Source organism: Bacillus nitroreducens (genome assembly GCF_964021195.1).
The window spans coordinates 1,553,857-1,571,276 of record NZ_CAXHYI020000003.1; the positions used below are offsets into that span (position 1 = coordinate 1,553,857).

Annotated in this window: 17 protein-coding genes; 14 read left to right on the plus strand and 3 right to left on the minus strand. The window is 36.0% G+C overall.

Features of this window, described 5'->3' with window-relative positions; all coding sequences use genetic code 11:
• Positions 1–30: 30 nt before the first annotated feature.
• From ACWPVE_RS11280 to ACWPVE_RS11340, 13 genes are all read left to right on the plus strand, one after another.
• The gene (locus ACWPVE_RS11280) at positions 31–1,623 is read left to right on the plus strand and encodes an ABC transporter transmembrane domain-containing protein (RefSeq protein ID WP_453993363.1); all 1,593 of its coding nucleotides are present in this window, start codon (positions 31–33) and stop codon (positions 1,621–1,623) included.
• The gene (locus ACWPVE_RS11285; RefSeq protein ID WP_453993365.1) at positions 1,616–2,359 is read left to right on the plus strand and encodes a hypothetical protein; all 744 of its coding nucleotides are present in this window, start codon (positions 1,616–1,618) and stop codon (positions 2,357–2,359) included. The genes ACWPVE_RS11280 and ACWPVE_RS11285 overlap by 8 nt, the downstream gene beginning before the upstream one ends.
• A gap of 36 nt (positions 2,360–2,395) precedes the next feature.
• Positions 2,396–2,521: a hypothetical protein gene (locus tag ACWPVE_RS11290; RefSeq protein ID WP_453993367.1), complete on the plus strand. Its 126-nt coding sequence runs from the start codon at positions 2,396–2,398 to the stop codon at positions 2,519–2,521.
• Positions 2,522–2,554: 33 nt separating this feature from the next.
• The gene (locus tag ACWPVE_RS11295) at positions 2,555–2,680 is read left to right on the plus strand and encodes a hypothetical protein (RefSeq protein WP_453993367.1); all 126 of its coding nucleotides are present in this window, start codon (positions 2,555–2,557) and stop codon (positions 2,678–2,680) included.
• 33 nt (positions 2,681–2,713) lie between these two features.
• Complete coding sequence (locus ACWPVE_RS11300; RefSeq protein WP_453993367.1) at positions 2,714–2,839, plus strand: hypothetical protein; 126 nt, start codon at positions 2,714–2,716, stop codon at positions 2,837–2,839.
• Positions 2,840–2,872: 33 nt separating this feature from the next.
• A complete protein-coding gene (locus ACWPVE_RS11305) occupies positions 2,873–2,998 on the plus strand; it encodes a hypothetical protein (RefSeq protein ID WP_453993367.1) in 126 nt (41 codons plus the stop codon).
• A 33-nt stretch (positions 2,999–3,031) separates the two neighbouring features.
• Entirely contained in the window at positions 3,032–3,157 is a 126-nt protein-coding gene (locus ACWPVE_RS11310; RefSeq protein ID WP_453993369.1) for a hypothetical protein, read from the plus strand.
• 33 nt (positions 3,158–3,190) lie between these two features.
• Positions 3,191–3,316 (plus strand): hypothetical protein, encoded by a 126-nt coding sequence (locus ACWPVE_RS11315; protein ID WP_453993371.1) that lies wholly within the window; start codon positions 3,191–3,193, stop codon positions 3,314–3,316.
• 88 nt (positions 3,317–3,404) lie between these two features.
• Positions 3,405–3,653: a hypothetical protein gene (locus ACWPVE_RS11320; protein ID WP_453993373.1), complete on the plus strand. Its 249-nt coding sequence runs from the start codon at positions 3,405–3,407 to the stop codon at positions 3,651–3,653.
• A gap of 83 nt (positions 3,654–3,736) precedes the next feature.
• Positions 3,737–4,549 (plus strand): hypothetical protein, encoded by an 813-nt coding sequence (locus tag ACWPVE_RS11325; RefSeq protein WP_453993375.1) that lies wholly within the window; start codon positions 3,737–3,739, stop codon positions 4,547–4,549.
• 768 nt (positions 4,550–5,317) lie between these two features.
• Positions 5,318–6,133, plus strand: a complete 816-nt coding sequence (locus tag ACWPVE_RS11330; RefSeq protein ID WP_453993377.1) for an SGNH/GDSL hydrolase family protein — start codon at positions 5,318–5,320, stop codon at positions 6,131–6,133.
• 824 nt (positions 6,134–6,957) lie between these two features.
• Entirely contained in the window at positions 6,958–9,390 is a 2,433-nt protein-coding gene (locus ACWPVE_RS11335) for a cell wall-binding repeat-containing protein (protein ID WP_453993379.1), read from the plus strand.
• 432 nt (positions 9,391–9,822) lie between these two features.
• Positions 9,823–11,346 carry a cell wall-binding repeat-containing protein gene (locus ACWPVE_RS11340; RefSeq protein ID WP_453993381.1) on the plus strand — a complete coding sequence of 508 codons (1,524 nt, stop codon included), beginning with the start codon at positions 9,823–9,825 and terminating at the stop codon, positions 11,344–11,346.
• Between the two features lie 154 nt (positions 11,347–11,500).
• On the opposite strand, the gene ACWPVE_RS11345 is transcribed toward ACWPVE_RS11340, so the two are convergent.
• Both ACWPVE_RS11345 and ACWPVE_RS11350 read right to left on the minus strand, forming a co-directional pair.
• Entirely contained in the window at positions 11,501–13,726 is a 2,226-nt protein-coding gene (locus ACWPVE_RS11345) for a cell wall-binding repeat-containing protein (protein ID WP_453993382.1), read from the minus strand.
• 34 nt (positions 13,727–13,760) lie between these two features.
• Positions 13,761–14,354: a hypothetical protein gene (locus tag ACWPVE_RS11350; protein WP_453993384.1), complete on the minus strand. Its 594-nt coding sequence runs from the start codon at positions 14,352–14,354 to the stop codon at positions 13,761–13,763.
• A gap of 187 nt (positions 14,355–14,541) precedes the next feature.
• Here ACWPVE_RS11350 and ACWPVE_RS11355 point away from each other — a divergent pair, with 187 nt between their 5' ends.
• Complete coding sequence (locus ACWPVE_RS11355; RefSeq protein WP_453993386.1) at positions 14,542–16,386, plus strand: LTA synthase family protein; 1,845 nt, start codon at positions 14,542–14,544, stop codon at positions 16,384–16,386.
• Positions 16,387–16,435: 49 nt separating this feature from the next.
• Here ACWPVE_RS11355 and ACWPVE_RS11360 read toward each other — a convergent pair whose 3' ends face one another.
• Entirely contained in the window at positions 16,436–17,377 is a 942-nt protein-coding gene (locus ACWPVE_RS11360; RefSeq protein ID WP_453993388.1) for an LCP family glycopolymer transferase, read from the minus strand.
• Positions 17,378–17,420 lie beyond the last annotated feature (43 nt).

Sequence of the window (17,420 nt, forward strand, 5' to 3'; positions counted from 1 at the left end):
TTTTTGAGCAATGCTGGGAGGAGACTGAATTTGAAAAGAACGATCATTTTTGGAGTAAAGAATAGGTATACCTTTCTTTTAATTATGATTCTAGTTGTTTCAACATTAATTGGCACATATATCCAATTTGTTAAGGGAGACTTATTTCAAGGAGCACTTGATCATAATTTAAATCAGGTATACACCTACATATTATTATTTGGCGCTCTCATTTTAACAGAGGTACTCTTCTATTTTTTTGAATGGAAATATGAAAATCACCTAGTGAGAGATACTTTTGCTAAATTTAAGAAGTCTATCATTCAAAAAATGCTTAAAACGAGAGATTTCTCAAATATTAAAAAGAAAAATGAACATCAATTAAATGCCTTAACGAATGTGGTAGATAGTCTAGAGTTTCTATATTATAGAAGTTTTTTCGATGCTATATATTTATCGCTGAGAATTGTGTTCGTTACAACAGCCTTACTACTCATAAATGTTTATATTGGTTTGGTTGTCATTGCTTTCATGTTTCTACCATTATTAATCACGAAAATATTTAAAGACAAACTGGCTAGCCTTGAAAAAAGATTTCAAAACCAAAAAGGTGAAAATCTCAACTTTTTTAAAAATCTACTAGACAACCTAAAGTACGTAAGAATTTTAAATGCTGATATTCTGTTTCTTGAACGCTCAAAGAAAGAAATTAATAAAGAAAGAAATGCTGGATTAAAATCGGAGAATTATAAAACTACATTAAACACAATGTATTCATTGTTATCCTATGTATCTCATTTTTTAATCCTAGCTATATCGGTATTGCTAATAATAAATGGTTATATCACTCCTGGAGTGACGATTACTCTTTTAGGACTAGTAGAACAATTAAGCATGCCAATCTTATCACTTTCAAGAAGTATCAATAATATTAATAGCTCCAAGGAGTTAAGGGATGATATTCAAAGTCTTCTTAATTCAGATGTGGATGAACAAGAATCGAATATAAGCTACGAGGATTCGATTACGACTAAAAATTTATCTTTTCAATTTGATCATACTGTTTTCAATTACAAGGATATCGCTTTCCACAAAAACAAAACACATATCATTACTGGGGAAAGTGGTTTAGGGAAATCCATATTTTTGGAATCCATACTGGGCTTGTTAAAGAGTAATCACTCAGGAGAAATTTGTTATGACAATCATAGACTCAAAATTGATAGTAATCCTTTTAAAGATACGATGTACGTCATGACAGACAATAATCTTTTTGAGGGGTCACCTATCTTTAATATCCTGTTAAGAGATGAATATAGTGAAGAAGAGTTACAGTATATGAAAAAATTCTTATCAGAAGAAAAATTATTAAGTGAGGACGTAAGCAAACTCTCTAGTGGTGAAAAGAGAAGATTGCTGTTATTGAGAGGTTTAATGTCAGATAAGTCAACACTAATTTTTGATGAACCTACGTCTAATCTCGATAGCTTTAATAGTGAAATATTTTGGAATGAATTATTAAAGTTGAAACATAGAACAATTATTGTTGTTTCTCATAACACTCCTGAAGATGTATATGAAAAATTTGATATGAAATATGATTTCACGAATTATGTCCATAAGGAGTCAGTCGCTCATGTCTAAAGTGATAACAATTAAAAAGGATACTCTGGGGAAATTTTTCGAAAAATTCGGTATCTTTATAAAAGCATATGACTCCAAGATTTCCATTATAGATATATATCCTCCACTACCAAAGGAAATACAATCAAACGTGATCGTGAAGGTTAACAATCGATTACCTCATGTTGTTAGTCATTGGGTAATTGGTGACAACCTGGTTGAATTTGATGATGGGAGTCAGTGGATTTTATCTCTTGAGGATCTGGATTGGGAACAAATCGTATATAAGAATTTTATGAGTGGTCATTACTTCTTTATGCAGTGTGTAAGTTTTGCTGATATTCCAGAAATATATGAAAACATTCATAACAAAAATATCGTGATAGATCTAAGGGTGAATTTCGGTGGGGAACTACATCAAATGATGGATTTCTATCAGTGGTTTGTAAATGTATGTGATACATATTCAATTACTCATAAATATATACTCGTTTCTAATTCAACCTGTAGCTCAGCTGAGTTATTTGTTGATAAATTCAAACATGACCTAGATACAACAATTATTGGAAGTAAGACCTATGGAAAGGAGTATATTTATAAACAAATTGTGATTCCTGATGCAAAGGTTCTTGTTCCAAAGTTGAAAATAGAAACGGACTTTACCATTGATATTGATTTTGATTTCGATTATTACTATCCAGTCAAAAGGATATCTAAACGGAGATACTATAATCCTCCTAAAATAATGATGCTTTAGGATTTTACTTTCATTCATATAAGGAGGTGAGTACAGATGAAAAAATGGATTAGCCCAAAGATGGATTCCCTATCAATTACAAAGTTTGATAATAAAATTTTATCAATTGAGTCAGCGTTATATGCGAGTAGTGGCCATCGTGGGGAACTAACTCGTCTATAACATATGAAAGTCATTCAGGGGAGGTGAGTACAGATGAAAAAATGGATTAGCCCAAAGATGGATTCCCTATCAATTACAAAGTTTGATAATAAAATTTTATCAATTGAGTCAGCGTTATATGCGAGTAGTGGCCATCGTGGGGAACTAACTCGTCTATAACATATGAAAGTCATTCAGGGGAGGTGAGTACAGATGAAAAAATGGATTAGCCCAAAGATGGATTCCCTATCAATTACAAAGTTTGATAATAAAATTTTATCAATTGAGTCAGCGTTATATGCGAGTAGTGGCCATCGTGGGGAACTAACTCGTCTATAACATATGAAAGTCATTCAGGGGAGGTGAGTACAGATGAAAAAATGGATTAGCCCAAAGATGGATTCCCTATCAATTACAAAGTTTGATAATAAAATTTTATCAATTGAGTCAGCGTTATATGCGAGTAGTGGCCATCGTGGGGAACTAACTCGTCTATAACATATGAAAGTCATTCAGGGGAGGTGAGTACAGATGAAAAAATGGATTAGCCCAAAGATGGATGCCTTATCAATCACAAAATTTGATAACAAAATCTTATCAATCGAGTCAGCGTTATATGCGAGTAGTGGCCATCGTGGGGAACTAACTCGTCGATAACATATGAAAGTCATACAAGGGAGGTGAGTACAGATGAAAAAATGGATTAGTCCTCAAATTAACATCCTATCGATCAAAAAGTTTGATAATAGAATGTTATCCATTGAATCTTCATTATACGCAAGTAGTGGTCATCGTGGAGAACTAACAAGAATCTAACTGATTTATTATAATGGCTGTGTTAAAAATGATGGTTAAAATCAGATAAGTTTAACACAGCCTAAATTTTTAATAGCGAGGGATGAATATGAAAAAATATGAGTATATTGAAACTGGAAATACCGCAGTAGTAGATATTGATGGAAGAGATCCAGTATTCTTAAATGAAACTGCAGCACAAATCATAAAAATGCATATCAATGGAATTGTGCTGGAGGAAATAAAAAAGAAATTATTGAACGAATACGATATTCCTGAAGAGCAAGTTAAGAATTTTGAATATCAGGTTGAATCCACCATTCATGACTTTGAAAATATGGTGAATAGTGATGTGTGAGTTGAGAGATGTTGGATAATTCAAAGATAAATTTTAATTTTTTTGGTAATGTCATCAATATAGAAAGCAATGACTCTAACCTATTGAAACAAATAGCGTATATTTATAAAGAGTATGTAGATCATCAGACAACATCTATTGATTATTATATTAAAATTGATAATCGTTCCTCTTATAACATCATGGTGAGTGAATTATTAACGAATGATAAGATCGTGATCCTGCATGGAACTGATGAGGACTCACTTGATAAATGGGTAGATGAAGCCACATTTCTTCCACCAATAACTCTCCCATTTTTCAGGGATAAATATTCATTTTTTCACGGGTGCGCAATCAGGATTAATCATAAAACAGTCGCCATCTTTGGTCCGAGTCGCTCAGGAAAGACGACTCTCATGATGAAATTAATGGAAGAAGGCCATCCCTTAATTAGCGATGACTTATTAGTCATTGATAATAAAACAGGAGAGATTCTTCCGTTTAAAAAGCCGATTGGCCTTAGAAATACGACAAGAGAGTATTACGAAGATAAATTTAAAAAGATCGTTGATAAACTACCTAACGAAATACCGACTTTCCATATTGAAGATACTGGATTAATAACAGAGTTAATTCATATCAGTGACGTCCCTGGGTGGGAGTATTATGATCATGTAAGTAAAATAGATTCCGTATTTTTTGTAGATCAACATACAGAACCAGTAGCTGATCCATATGAGTTTTTCACATTAATTAGTAAGCAGGCCTGCTTGTCTGACAATCCCTTTAAAACTGTGTTGAAGATTTTTAAAAACTTAAGTAGTACCTCAATGAGATTAAATATTCGTGATATCCATGTGAGCACTCAAATCCTACACGGCATTGAGGGTAAAAAGATTGAGTTAAATAAGTAAACGATACATAAAAAGCATTGGATGAAAACCTTCCAATGCTAATTCTTCGTTCCAAAATATGCCTTTTTGGAGTAGCCATAAAATATGAATTTTAGCATCATTTTGGGATAGAAAGGACTTCTGCCACCACTAACATAATCTGAAAGGAGATTCTCGGGAGGAATCACTTCAACCAATACATCTACTACACGTGCTACGTGATTTTCTTAAATGAGTGATTCGATATCATAATTCATCTGAACTTGTCGATTATTGTAGGATTTACATGTGGGGCTAATTGTCTTGGTTTAGGTTTTTTCTATTTTTCTACATTTTGGTCTTCTAGTTTTTCCTCACCGTACTCTGAAGGTTGCGTGTTACGGAGTGCTCATAAAAATCGTCCTTTCTAAATGTTATGTGGTAACTTCATTTTAAAAAGGACGATTTTTTGTTTTTTTGAATTCCTGGTTAATACGATTATATTAAGAAAACTTGTTGATTGTAGCGGAAGGTATGAGACTCCTGCGGGAAAAGCGTCGCCAGGGGAGACCCCGCAGGAGCTTGCAACGAGGAGGCTCCCGGACCGCCCGCGGAAAGCGAATGCCTGCAGCGGAAATCAACACCCCAATATTAGCAGAATCTAAAATATAAAATGTGAGCAGTCCCAGGTTGTTCCTTTCCCAGCAATTTCCGAGGAAATATTACAAAAATCACCTCGAAATGAGAAAATAATAGGAAATTGTTGTATAATGAAGTCGGAATGTAAGCTTTTGTTTTGGGGGGAGTAGGGTGAAAAAAATACTGGTGATAGCGGCAATTATCCTTTCCATAGGGGCAGTAGTTGCAGGGAAAATACATTGGGATAAAAAAATTGAAGCGAAAAGCACCTTATTAAAAGCGAATAATGAATTGAAAACAGAAAACGTATCAAATGATAACGAATCGAAGGATAAGGAAACTTCTACCAATGAAATCTCTTATGAAGAGATTGAACCATACACGAAAAATCTACCTGAAGAGATTGTTAATAAGATAGAAAAGGCTATTCAGACAGAGGAACCAATTCATTTAGTAATAATTGGTTCTGCATCCACTCCTGTTTCACCAAATGGTTGGCCAACATTATTAAAGCAGGAACTTGAAAATACATATGGGAATGCTATTTTTACTATTACTATCAAGGAATACGCAGATCATACTTCAAAAGATTTTGTAGATAAGGGGCTAGAAAAAGAAGTAATCGCTCTTAGTCCAGATGTGGTATTATTCGAACCATTTATCTTGGCGGATAATGGTAAAGTAAGGCTGAATGAGAGGTTAGCTAATATCGAGTCAATTCTTGATGCGTTGTTTGCTGAACTCCCAGAGCTAACAGTCCTACTACAACCAGCAAATCCGTTGCTAAAGGCAACCTATTATCCAAATGAGGTTAATAAGCTAAAAGAGTTTGCGGAGGAAAAAGGTTACATTTATTTGGATCATTGGACTGCATGGCCTGATCATCAAACAGACGAAATCAGCCCTTATATTGCAAATAATTTACCCACAGAAAAGGGACATAAAACCTGGTCGGAATACTTAATCAACTACTTTATATCAAAATAAGGACACAGTCCCTAATCCTGATTGGAACAGAGGGACAGCAAATCGTTCGAAACCAAAAAAGAGACCTTATCCATTGACTGGGTCTCTTTTTTAGTTGGATTTTCTTTGTTTTTTTGTGCTCTTCCTTTTCACCTTATATTTAAAAAGTTCTCTTAGAAAAAGGACTGATAATGTAATTATTTTAAAAAAGAACAGAAACTTTTTCATAATTTCCTCCAATTCGATGTTGAGAATCGAGTACTTCATCTGTATTTTATCATAGACAAGTTCATAAAACAGCTGGAACTATATGCTTTAAAGAGATTCACAAAAGTTCCACTCAACTTGTGACGCCTTATAAGGTTAGAATTAGCATGAAAAACATCCTAAAAATCTAAAGTTATTTGATTTCACACCTTTCCATATTCTCTCCTATTAAATCTGTGAGTATCACAAATGATTGTTTTAGTATAAAATCTTTCTCATTTCATCCCCTTTTGATAAGTATTAGCTGTATTTGAATACCGATACTGTGATAAAAACAAAGCAAAATTGGCCAAACCTTTCCGTAACTACTCAAAAATACCGAAATAATAACAATGTTTTCCCTCGAACTATAACAAGATAATGAATCTGAAAACTAATAACCTTCTTCTTCATACGAATCCTTTCTAGGGAGGAGGGAAGGTCTATCTTCTCGATTTTGTATAAACCAACATACGTTAGTGGTTCTATTCACCTAAGAAAATATTATGGAAAATACGACAATTTACCTAGATTTTCCACAAATTTTTACAATATATTATATAATATGAAGGAATTGGTATGGAAGAGGAGGAAATGTTTTGATTAAAAAAATACCATTTTTTCTATTGCTTTTTGCCTTTCTATTCGTACCAGAATGGGAGGGACTTGCTGCTGAAAGGATTAGCGGGCCAGACCGCTACCAAACAGCAGTAGAAATTTCTAAGGAAGGCTGGAAGTCAGCTAATACCGTTGTAATCGCGAATGGAAGAGACTTTCCAGATGCATTAGCAGGTGGCCCACTTGCGTATCAAGAAAATGCACCCATCTTATTAACTTCAAAAACTTCATTAAACTCATTTACAAAAAAAGAGATTACAAGATTGAAAGCGAAAAAGGTCATTATTCTTGGAGGAACAGGTGCAATTTCAGCAGATGTCGAAAAAGAACTCAAGAATATGGGACTGAGTATCACACGATTAGGGGGAAAAGACCGTTATGAAACGGCAGCTAAAATTGGAGCAAATATTTCATCCAATCAAGTCATCATTGCAAGTGGTTTGAACTTTCCAGATGCATTAGCTATTTCTCCCTATGCAGCAAAGCAAGGTATTCCTATCTTATTATCCCGAAAAGATACGTTACCAGCAGCAACCGTAAAGGCATTAAAAGGTAAAAAAAATTCCATCATTGTCGGAGGAACAGGTGCTATTAGCCAAAATGTGGCTAGTACGTTACCTAAACCTGTTCGATACAGTGGCAGTACACGTTATGAAACAGCTTCAAAGATCATTAAAGAATTGATTGGTCATAAATACGAAGCCTTTGTTGCAAGTGGTCAAGACTTTCCAGATGCACTTGCGGGCTCTGTTCTTGCTGCCAAAAAAGATGCTCCTATTTTACTAATGCAAAAAGGGATTGTTCCAGAACCGATTTATGGCGTAATGGAAGATTACTTAAAGTATTCTGCATTTGGTGGAACAGGTGCACTAACGCCTTATATTATTAGTGAGCTTGAGTTTTACGAGAGAATTACAAACCGGAAAAAGGAAGTTGTACATTCCCTCGATTTATTTTCAAAAGGGACAAGAAACTATCTTTATAGTGTAGAAGAAGGGAAAAATTCATATCCACTAGAGTTTCGAGTACATTCAAATGGGCATACCACACAGGGAACAGTTAATAAAGAATTCGCAACATCTACCCAAAAAGTTACGTTTTACGAAGGGGAAAATCGGGACGGTATACAGGTTTTACAGGCTACACTAGAGGCTCCATTTAGCTATAAGGATGGAGTGGATTTACAATTCCCTCTCTATCTCGGAAAAACATGGGAGACGAAAAATGGCTCAACTACCCGTGTCTATGAAGTTATAAGTATGGATGAAGAGGATTGGCCAACTTATGATGAAGGCATCATGGTCAAATCATGGTTAAAAAATCAACCAACTTCGTACACAGAGCGTATCTATACAAAAGGACTCGGTTTAGTTGAGGAAAATGTGTATCAAGGAAAATCTTTAATTAAGTCTATTACTTACATAGGAAGTATCGTTGAGGAACCTGCGATTCATTCCGTACGTGACATTAAGTCAAAATGGTCAAAGTATCAACCAACCTTTAGTGGCAATCCGTTTTTGGAAGTACCAAAAGTTACTCCACCGTACAAGCCAGGGAAGTTACACCCTGCATTTATTGAAGATGGGTTAAAGGTGACGAATTTTGTTCGTTTTGTAGCGGGATTACCAGACAATGTCAAGTTAGATAGTGAATTGAATAAATTGAATCAATATGGTGCTGTCTTATTGGCTAGGTTAGGATTTCTTGATCATTATCCTAAAAAGCCCTCAGATATGGACGAGGCATTTTATCAATTAGGCTATGAATCTACAAGTTCAAGCAGCTTGCATGGAGGGTACACAGTCTATGATTCTCATATAAAGCCGGGAGAAAGAGGTTCAATCGCTTGGAGTGTCTATTCATATATGGAAGATCGCGGAATAAATAATATTTCAAGTGTTGGACATCGCCACTCTATCTTAATACCAGGTTTACAAAGGGTTGGATTTGGAATGGCTGTTTCAGATAACAATACAACTTTTCACACGATGAACGTAGGAAAAGGAGTAAACTGGGAGTCTGAACACGATATTCCATATATAACATGGCCATCTCGAGGAAACTTCCCTGTAGAGTTAATCAATGAAAATATTGGGGCTAAACATCACACTCCTTGGTCCATCCATTTAGAAAGATATGTCGCGAATCGGGACGAGGTAAAAATAGAACTGATCCGAAATTCCGACCAGAAGAAGTGGATATTTGATAAAAACGATCATGACTACAATGGAGAGTATTTTAACGTAAATGGAAAAACGATAATATTCAAACCTGATTTCAATAAGGTCCCAGTCTTTAAATCTGGAGATACCTATACTGTTCGCGTAACTGGAATCAGATACGCGCTAGGAAAAAATGAGCAAGGTCCAAAAACCTCATTTGAATATAAGGTAAATTTCTTTTCACTTAACTAGGTAATCGTACTGTAAAAAAACTAGAAATAGAAACGCGAAAACTAAAGATTAATCACTCGATTAAAAGTGGCTAAAGCATAATGCTTTGCCACTTTTTACTCTTATATAAGAAAGATACCTTTTAATCAAACGTTTGTTTAATAGATATGTTTGCATTGAGAACAGGTGTGAAAGTGAGTAAATAGATGATAAAACCTGTTCTCATCTAGAAAAAATCTAGAGTGAAATGTCTCTGATTTTTATAAAATTGTCCCTGTTAATTTAAACCAACACCTTCATTACCTTGCAAAAGTACTCCTCTCTAACGGCTTCCCCTTTGCTGCTAGTTTTAACCATGAGATGAAAAATACTGTCAGATTTTGTTGGTTTTTGTATAATAGGTAGGTTGATATTTTTATAACATGATATTTTAAGTGGAGAGGCGATTTTGTTTTGAAAAGGATTTTATTATCAGGTTTAGTAGTCTTATGTTACTTTTTATTCAATGCCGGAGTAACATTCGCTGCCACGGAAACTCGTATTTCTGGGCAGGACCGCTATCAAACAGCAGTCCAGGTTTCGAAAAAGACATTTCCAAATGGAACGGATACGATTATTCTTGCACGTGGGGACGAATTTGCAGATGCCCTGACTAGTACACCACTTGCCTACAAGGTAGACGGACCTATTTTACTTACAAAGCCAAATGTCATTCCTGATTCTACAATGTCAGAGATTAATAGGCTTCAAGTAAAAAATATAATACTAGTAGGTGGAATGAACGCGATTTCCCAACAGGTGGAACAACAATTAATAGATAAAGGGATTCAAGTTGAACGGATTAGTGGCTCTGACCGTGTCGGAACATCGCTAAAAATTGCTGAATATCTGAATCCATCTCATCATGATATTTATGTTGTTAATCAGAGTCAGTTTCCAGATGCTTTGGTGATTGCGCCATATGCAGCCAAGCGCAATATACCAATTATTCTTTTAAGTGATAAAACGGTGAATCGAGCAGATGTCCAAGCTTATTTAGGGCAGGTAAGTAACACGTTCATTATTGGAGGAAAGCAAGTAGTTAGCCAAAAGGTTGCGAACTCTGTTCCTCGTCCTACAAGAATCTCTGGCGCAAACCGTTATGAGACTGCAACGGTCATTGCTAACCGTTATTTCAAAGGACGTACAGACATGATTGTCGTAACAGGCAAAGACTTTGCAGATGCTTTAACTGGTTCTGTGATGGCTGTCAAAAAAGACGTTCCAGTTATTCTTGTCAATCAAAATAAAGTTGATAACTCAGTTAAAGACTATGTGAAAAAGCAAAAAATAAACAAGTACACAATAATTGGCGGAACAAAAGCAGTGGATCCGTCTATTTCCATAAAACTATATAGCCCCATTATTAATAAAAATAGCGAAACACTTCGATTGGTGAACAAGAGTAATTCACTTTCGAAAAATTTTGTTCCAAAGAATTTAGTTGTTCCAAATATTCGTTTTTCGACAACTATTCCTGAAAGAAAAAAGGTAAATAAAGAAGCGGGAGCAGCATTAGAGAAAATGTTCAGAGCAGCTAATCAAGCGGGCATTACACTCTATGCTCAATCCGGTTATCGTTCATATGCTACTCAGAAAATGTTATATAACAATTATGTAGCTAGACATGGTGAAAAAGAGGCGAACCGATTTAGTGCAAAGCCTGGTCAAAGTGAACACCAAACAGGGCTTGCGATGGATGTAACAAGTAAAAGTGTAGACCTACAACTTGTTGAAAAATTTGGAGATACAAAGGAAGGAAAATGGGTAGCAAAGAATGCTGCAAAATATGGGTTTATCATACGTTATCCAAAAGGAAAAGAGAATCTCACAGGATATATGTATGAACCATGGCACTTACGATATGTAGGTGTGGAACATGCCATATTTATGGAGAAGCATCAATTAATTTTAGAGCAGTATTTGAGTGAATACTAATCGTCTTGAGCGTTCGTCTAAAAGAGGCGAACGCTTTATTAGTTACAATTTAAATGATGAAGTGGGGAATTCACTATAATCATACAATCTGTATAGAGGGTTGGATTTTGGGCTAAGTGGGAGGGACCTTTCTCTCAGGTCCCACCACTCTAACCTACTTCAGTGCTTTAAATACATTCGTTCTTGTTGCGTCTGAGATTACGCCGTAGCCGCCAATGATATTGACATTTGGTGTGGCTGGAAGTTCTTCTTGTAAGAAGTTGACGACGGATGTTGGTAAGTCACCATTGTTTACTAAAAGAATAGGTGCACCATTTTTTGCGGCAAGGGGTGAACCAGGTAAAGCATCGATATAACTAACACCACTAGCAAAATAAAGGGAAGATATATCTAAATCATCTTTAAAACGAGTGGCGATTGCCACGCTTGTATCATAACGACTTTTCCCTGAAACCCTGTCAATGTTCGTAATCCCAAGTTCCTGTAATTCCTTGATGATATTTCCTGACACTGCACCTTCACCGCCAATAATCGTAATTTTTGAAATGGAGTGTTCAAGTACAAAATTTCGAATCTCATCAGGAAGTGAGTTCTGCTTTGTTAATAAAATTGGAATTTGTTTAATACCCGCATAGGGTGCAACAGACAAGGCATCGGGTGAATCTTTACCAGTTGTCAGGATAATTTCATTCTGAATGCCGACTTCTGCAGCTACCTGAATGGAGGTATCATATCTACTCTTTCCTGCTATTCGCCTCACGGTGTATCCTAATTCTTTTAAAGTGGATTCAATGGACTCTGATATAGCTGCCTTCCCTCCTAGAAGAAAAACAGTCGTGGGAGATAATCTGTTAATTTCTTCAAGAACAGAATCAGGTAATGAACTGCTGCCTGTTAAAAGCAAGGGTGATTCATTTTTCGTTGCAAGTACACTTCCTGTTAACGCATCAATTGGAAGATCTCCCCGTCCTAATATAACGGCGTTACTTTTTTCCTTCCATCCCTCGTTTGAAACAAGAATGCTTGTGTCATATCGTGAATTCCCATAAAGTTCTTTTAATAGGAACGTTTTTAAAAAATCCCCTGCGACAAAGCCTTCCGTTTCATCGGCTAATTGAATGGGATACCATTGAAGGGCATCAGCAGTAACAGGGTCCCCTGTAATTTTCAGAGGAGTGTCGGTAAAGAATTCACCAAGTATTGTACCAGCTTTAGATGGACTTTCCCGAAAGTTTACCTTCGACGTTGTTACTCCCATGGGTCCAGAGCCAAACCGAGTCACTACATTTTTAAGTGCTTTCCAATTAAGTGCCTCTGTATAGTAATTCCACGTGTGGGGAGTATCGTGTCCCAATGCCCATGAACCAGTTCCTTTTATTCCATATTGACTTGGTACTCGTAATTTTGCTCGTATTGAAGATTCATTCTCATACCAAATGACATACTCACCAGCTGATAAGATGGTTTTTCCAAGAAAACTCTGTTGTCCGTTAGGAATTGTAAAAGTTGCCTTTGGGGTTTGTGTTTTTTCATCAAAGTCGATCCTACCCTTATATTTTGACACTAAAGTCTCTACACTTGGGCCAGATATCCCTCTTCCTGCAAGAGTAACACCTTCCGAGGTTGGACCATCAGTCTTCCACAATCTCCCGTAAAAAGGAAGTCCTACTACAATTCGTTCCTTTGGAACTCCTTGATTAATTGCATACTGAACTGAGCGGGTGAAAAAGGAAATACTTGAGACTGGGCCAACTGGGCTTTGAGGAGATTCCCAGCTCTCATCATAGGCCATAATCATTAGATAGTCGGCATGATTGGAAAGCCCTTTATAATCATAGAAACCATGCCATCCTGTATTCCAACCATTCGGGTTGGCTGCAACTGCTACGGAAACCTCTTTGTGATTTGGAATATACTTTCGTAGAAGTCTTACGAAATCAGTATGAGCATCTCGATATGTATGATTTACACCTTCTATATCAACGTTGACACCATCAAGGTTATACTGATCAATTGCGAATGCGACCTCCTTCGCCAATTGTTCTCGTCGATCAAGTCCTTTTTTACCAGCTGTAATATTCCAATGGTTTGATAAAAAAGGAACAACTCTCATCCCTCGATTATGCATCTCATTGATGAAATCTGAGTCAAGTGTCCAGGTTTTAATTAACTTTCCATTCTCATCAATATCAAAATAGTTAGGAGAGACGACATCCAAACTTCCCTTTGTGCGATTGACCTGTACAAGATGTGACTCAGGTCCACCCATAAAGATGTAAGACATATTAAATAAATTTGTCTGTCCATTTGTTGGTAAAGCGCTAGGTAGTATTAACAGTAACGCTATCATTACGACTAGCAGAAATTTGACACGATTCATAGATATTCCCCCTCAAGCTTTTTGTTCAAGTAGTTCATTGGTAAGATGCTTTGAAGATAAAACCATCTTCAATAGGGAGGATTTCATAAGTAATTCCATCTTTCGTAAAAGTCTTTTCCTTCACATTTGATACATCAAAATTGGGTTTTACCCCAATTTCATGGAACAAGGCATCGACATCGTGAAATTCTATCTCTTGATGCATAATGTTTACAACATGACTCCAAGCAGTAAGCATTTTGCGGATGGTTTTATGGGAAGTTCCGTTACTATGTATTTCCAACCTTTGAACTAAATGTTGGTCCTCCAAGATTCGTAATTCGATTTGATCGGTTAACCTTGCGCGATAATAGTGATTGACTTCATCCGTTATTCCTTCTAACTTGTTAATTTCCAAGTTTGTCATTTGCTCTTGGACATAGGAATTCCAACGCTCCTTAAAATCATCAAATGAAAGTTGTGAAGATATATCGGTAGGGATCAGTTCGCTTTCTCCGCCCTCCATTGTTCGAGTTTGATGATTTTCCTTATTTTGATCCGAATCCTTCCCTTGATAGTCAGAAGTACAGCCAATCAGTAAAGAAATCGAGAAAAGAAGAATCGCAATTAGCTTCATATTCTTGTTCATATATTCACCCACATTCAAAAATGTCATTTTGTTATATCGTTTGAAAAAACTAGCAATCCATACATAAAAAAGTTTTCCAAAACCATGGATTATGGGGAAAATGAAAAGATTTTACAAAATGTTTACAATCTATACAAAAAAAGATAAGATAGGTGAGGAATTCACTAGGAAAATGGAGGCATAACCAGTGAAACATGTTGTAAAAAAAATAGACTATTTTATTCTTTTCGTACTTATTTTCATTGTGAAAATACTAATGTTTCGTTATTTTCTATATAAAGATGTTAATTTGTGGAAGCTCGTACTTACGGAAATCAGCCCGATTGTCTTTGTGATGGTGTTATTTGAATTTATATTGCGCAAAGGGAAACTGTGGGCTTATTTATTTTTAAATCTGATTCTTTCAAGCTTTTTGTTCTCAATCGTGATTTATTTTAGTTATTTTAGTACATTGCCTTCATATCATGATTTGACCCAACTCAATCAGGTGGGATCAGTCAGTGAAAGTATCTTTCTATTATTACGACCCGTACACTTTTTATTTTTTGTAGACTTTCTAGTCATCGTGCCACTGCTAATTTGGAAAAATAAATCTTTGAGTCAAAATAGAGCCTTCAAAAAGACTGGGTTAACGATCATTCTTGCTCTTTCATTAGCTATATCTGGAGTTAATTTGTTTATTGGAAAAGATGATAACATTCTTGACCCTGCTTCGATTGCTCAAGGAAGAGGAATGTTGCATTATCAAATACTTGAGTATTATCAAAGTAGAACCAACGAACCTGGAGACGTTCACTTTACATATCAGGATATATTAAATGTAAAGGGAGCTACTCGTATCAACCCAGATGCGTATGAATATTTCGGGGTTGCAAAAGACCGAAATCTCATTCTAATCCAAATTGAATCCATGCAAAACTTTTTAGTTAACCTAGATATTGACGGTGTTGAGATCACACCTAATCTTAATTCATTACTGAAGGATAGTTTTTATTTTTCAAATGTCTATCAACAAATTGGAGCAGGAAATACATCAGATGCTGAATTTTTGGTAAATACATCCCTTTATCCACTCGGAAAGCAGGCCGTTTCAAAGACACTAACTCACACTTCTTTTCCTAGTCTGCCGAAAGTTCTGAAGGAACATGGCTATTTAACCACGACTTTTCATGCCGATGAGATTACGTATTGGAATCGTAATACATTGTATCCTAGCCTTGGTTTCGATCGGTTTTATGATGACCATTACTTTGGGGAAGAGGACGTGATTGGTTTTGGTCCATCCGATGAGGTACTGTTTGATGGTACATTGAGGGCGTTAACTGAAATGCAAGAGAAAGGACAACGATTTTATGCACATGTCCTTACCTTAACCAGCCATACCCCATTTGAACTTCCAGAAGATAAAATTGGGATTGAATTACCAGAAGAGTTCGATGGCACTTTGGTTGGTAACTATTTGAAATCGATGAATTATACGGACAGAGCATTAGGTGAATTCATCGAGAACCTGAAGGAAACAGGGTTATGGGATAACTCGGTCATTGCCATTTACGGCGATCACTCAGGGTTACATGGGCGACTGATGATGAGTGAAGATAATAAACTTATGAAGGAACGTGTGTTAGGGTTGGGTTATTCACTCGTGCACCGATTTAATTCTCCATTTATCGTTACGATTCCAGGTGTCACAAAAGGAGAAGAAATCACGAGAATTGGTGGTCAAATTGATATTATGCCAACATTGACAAATCTTCTAGGTGTTTCGCTTGATGACCAAATCATTTTTGGACAAGACTTGCTTAATTATGAAAAAAATCTCATTGGAATGAGATATTATTTACCGACAGGTTCCTATATTGATGACAAAGTTTTATTTATTCCGAAGACCAGCCAACGAAATTCCAGAACCTATAATCTGATAAACAAACAGTTAATTGATGAAAAAGATGATTATGTAGAAAAGTATAATGCCATGTTACAATTATACGAATGGTCAGATGCATATCTCTATAATTTGCCAACTAGATAACAATAACAAAAGGCATTGCGTATTTTATTGCGCAATGCCTTTTCGTAAGTTATTGAATCTCCAGATGTTGTCTCAATTCTTTCGCAATCCGCTCTTTTTCTTCGGTAGAAACCATGTAGAAGAATCGTTCATTTATATATTCGCCTTCACCCTCGATTTTTAGGGTTTCAATACTATGACGTGCATCTGTGTAATTTTTTTGGAGTTCAAGCATTTCATCGAATGTCAGGTTTGTTCTAACATTTTCACCAATCGCACCAAGGATGTTTGCAAAGTTTGTGACAGATTTAATGGAAACTCCTTTTTCTGCAATGGCTTGAATGACCTGCTTATGACGGTCAGTTCGTCCAACATCTCCGATTGGATTAGGGTCATTTTTTCGCATGCGTGAAAAAGCTAATGCTTCTTCCCCGTTTAAATTAATTTTGCCTTTCGCAAAATAATGACCGTTATTTGAAAAGGCAAACTTGTTTGTAACCGTAATGCCACCGACAACGTCAACGATGTCCTTAAAGCCCTCCATATTAAGTGTTACATAATAATCGATAGGAACTTGAAGGAATTCTTCGACGGTATCGAGTGTCATGTCGAGCCCGCCGTATGCATGTGCAGCTGTAATTTTATCCTCTTTTCCAATACCGACCATTTCAGTTCTTGTGTCACGGGGAATACTCATAACCTTCATCGACTTTGTATTGGGATTAATTGTGATCAAGTTTAATGAATCGGTACGACCCTTGTCTTCTTCATTGGTAATTTCATCTGTTCCAATTAATAAAACTGAAATGGGATCCTTTCGTTCTAGGTCAATTTTTTCAGACCTTTTCTCAGAAACCTCTCGCTCAATTGGTTCATGAATATCTTTTAATGTGGAATTGACTGTAAAATAGACATACAGGGCTACTCCCACGATGATCGCTAACAGGACAGCAACGACGGAAAATAAGATCTTTTTCCGCTTTTTACTTTTTTTTGTCCGATTTTCTCTCAAATGACATCTTCCTTTTTATAAAATCAATATTTTCATAACGTGT

What these genes read in the sequence shown, in the direction of transcription:
- ACWPVE_RS11285 (WP_453993365.1), top strand. Translation starts at nt 1,616, where the DNA reads ATGTCTAAAGTGATAACAATTAAAAAGGATACTCTGGGGAAATTTTTC.
- ACWPVE_RS11290 (WP_453993367.1), top strand. Translation starts at nt 2,396, where the DNA reads ATGAAAAAATGGATTAGCCCAAAGATGGATTCCCTATCAATTACAAAG.
- ACWPVE_RS11295 (WP_453993367.1), top strand. Translation starts at nt 2,555, where the DNA reads ATGAAAAAATGGATTAGCCCAAAGATGGATTCCCTATCAATTACAAAG.
- ACWPVE_RS11300 (WP_453993367.1), top strand. Translation starts at nt 2,714, where the DNA reads ATGAAAAAATGGATTAGCCCAAAGATGGATTCCCTATCAATTACAAAG.
- ACWPVE_RS11305 (WP_453993367.1), top strand. Translation starts at nt 2,873, where the DNA reads ATGAAAAAATGGATTAGCCCAAAGATGGATTCCCTATCAATTACAAAG.
- ACWPVE_RS11310 (WP_453993369.1), top strand. Translation starts at nt 3,032, where the DNA reads ATGAAAAAATGGATTAGCCCAAAGATGGATGCCTTATCAATCACAAAA.
- ACWPVE_RS11315 (WP_453993371.1), top strand. Translation starts at nt 3,191, where the DNA reads ATGAAAAAATGGATTAGTCCTCAAATTAACATCCTATCGATCAAAAAG.
- ACWPVE_RS11320 (WP_453993373.1), top strand. Translation starts at nt 3,405, where the DNA reads ATGAAAAAATATGAGTATATTGAAACTGGAAATACCGCAGTAGTAGAT.
- ACWPVE_RS11345 (WP_453993382.1), bottom strand. Translation starts at nt 13,726, where the DNA reads ATGAATCGTGTCAAATTTCTGCTAGTCGTAATGATAGCGTTACTGTTA.
- ACWPVE_RS11350 (WP_453993384.1), bottom strand. Translation starts at nt 14,354, where the DNA reads ATGAACAAGAATATGAAGCTAATTGCGATTCTTCTTTTCTCGATTTCT.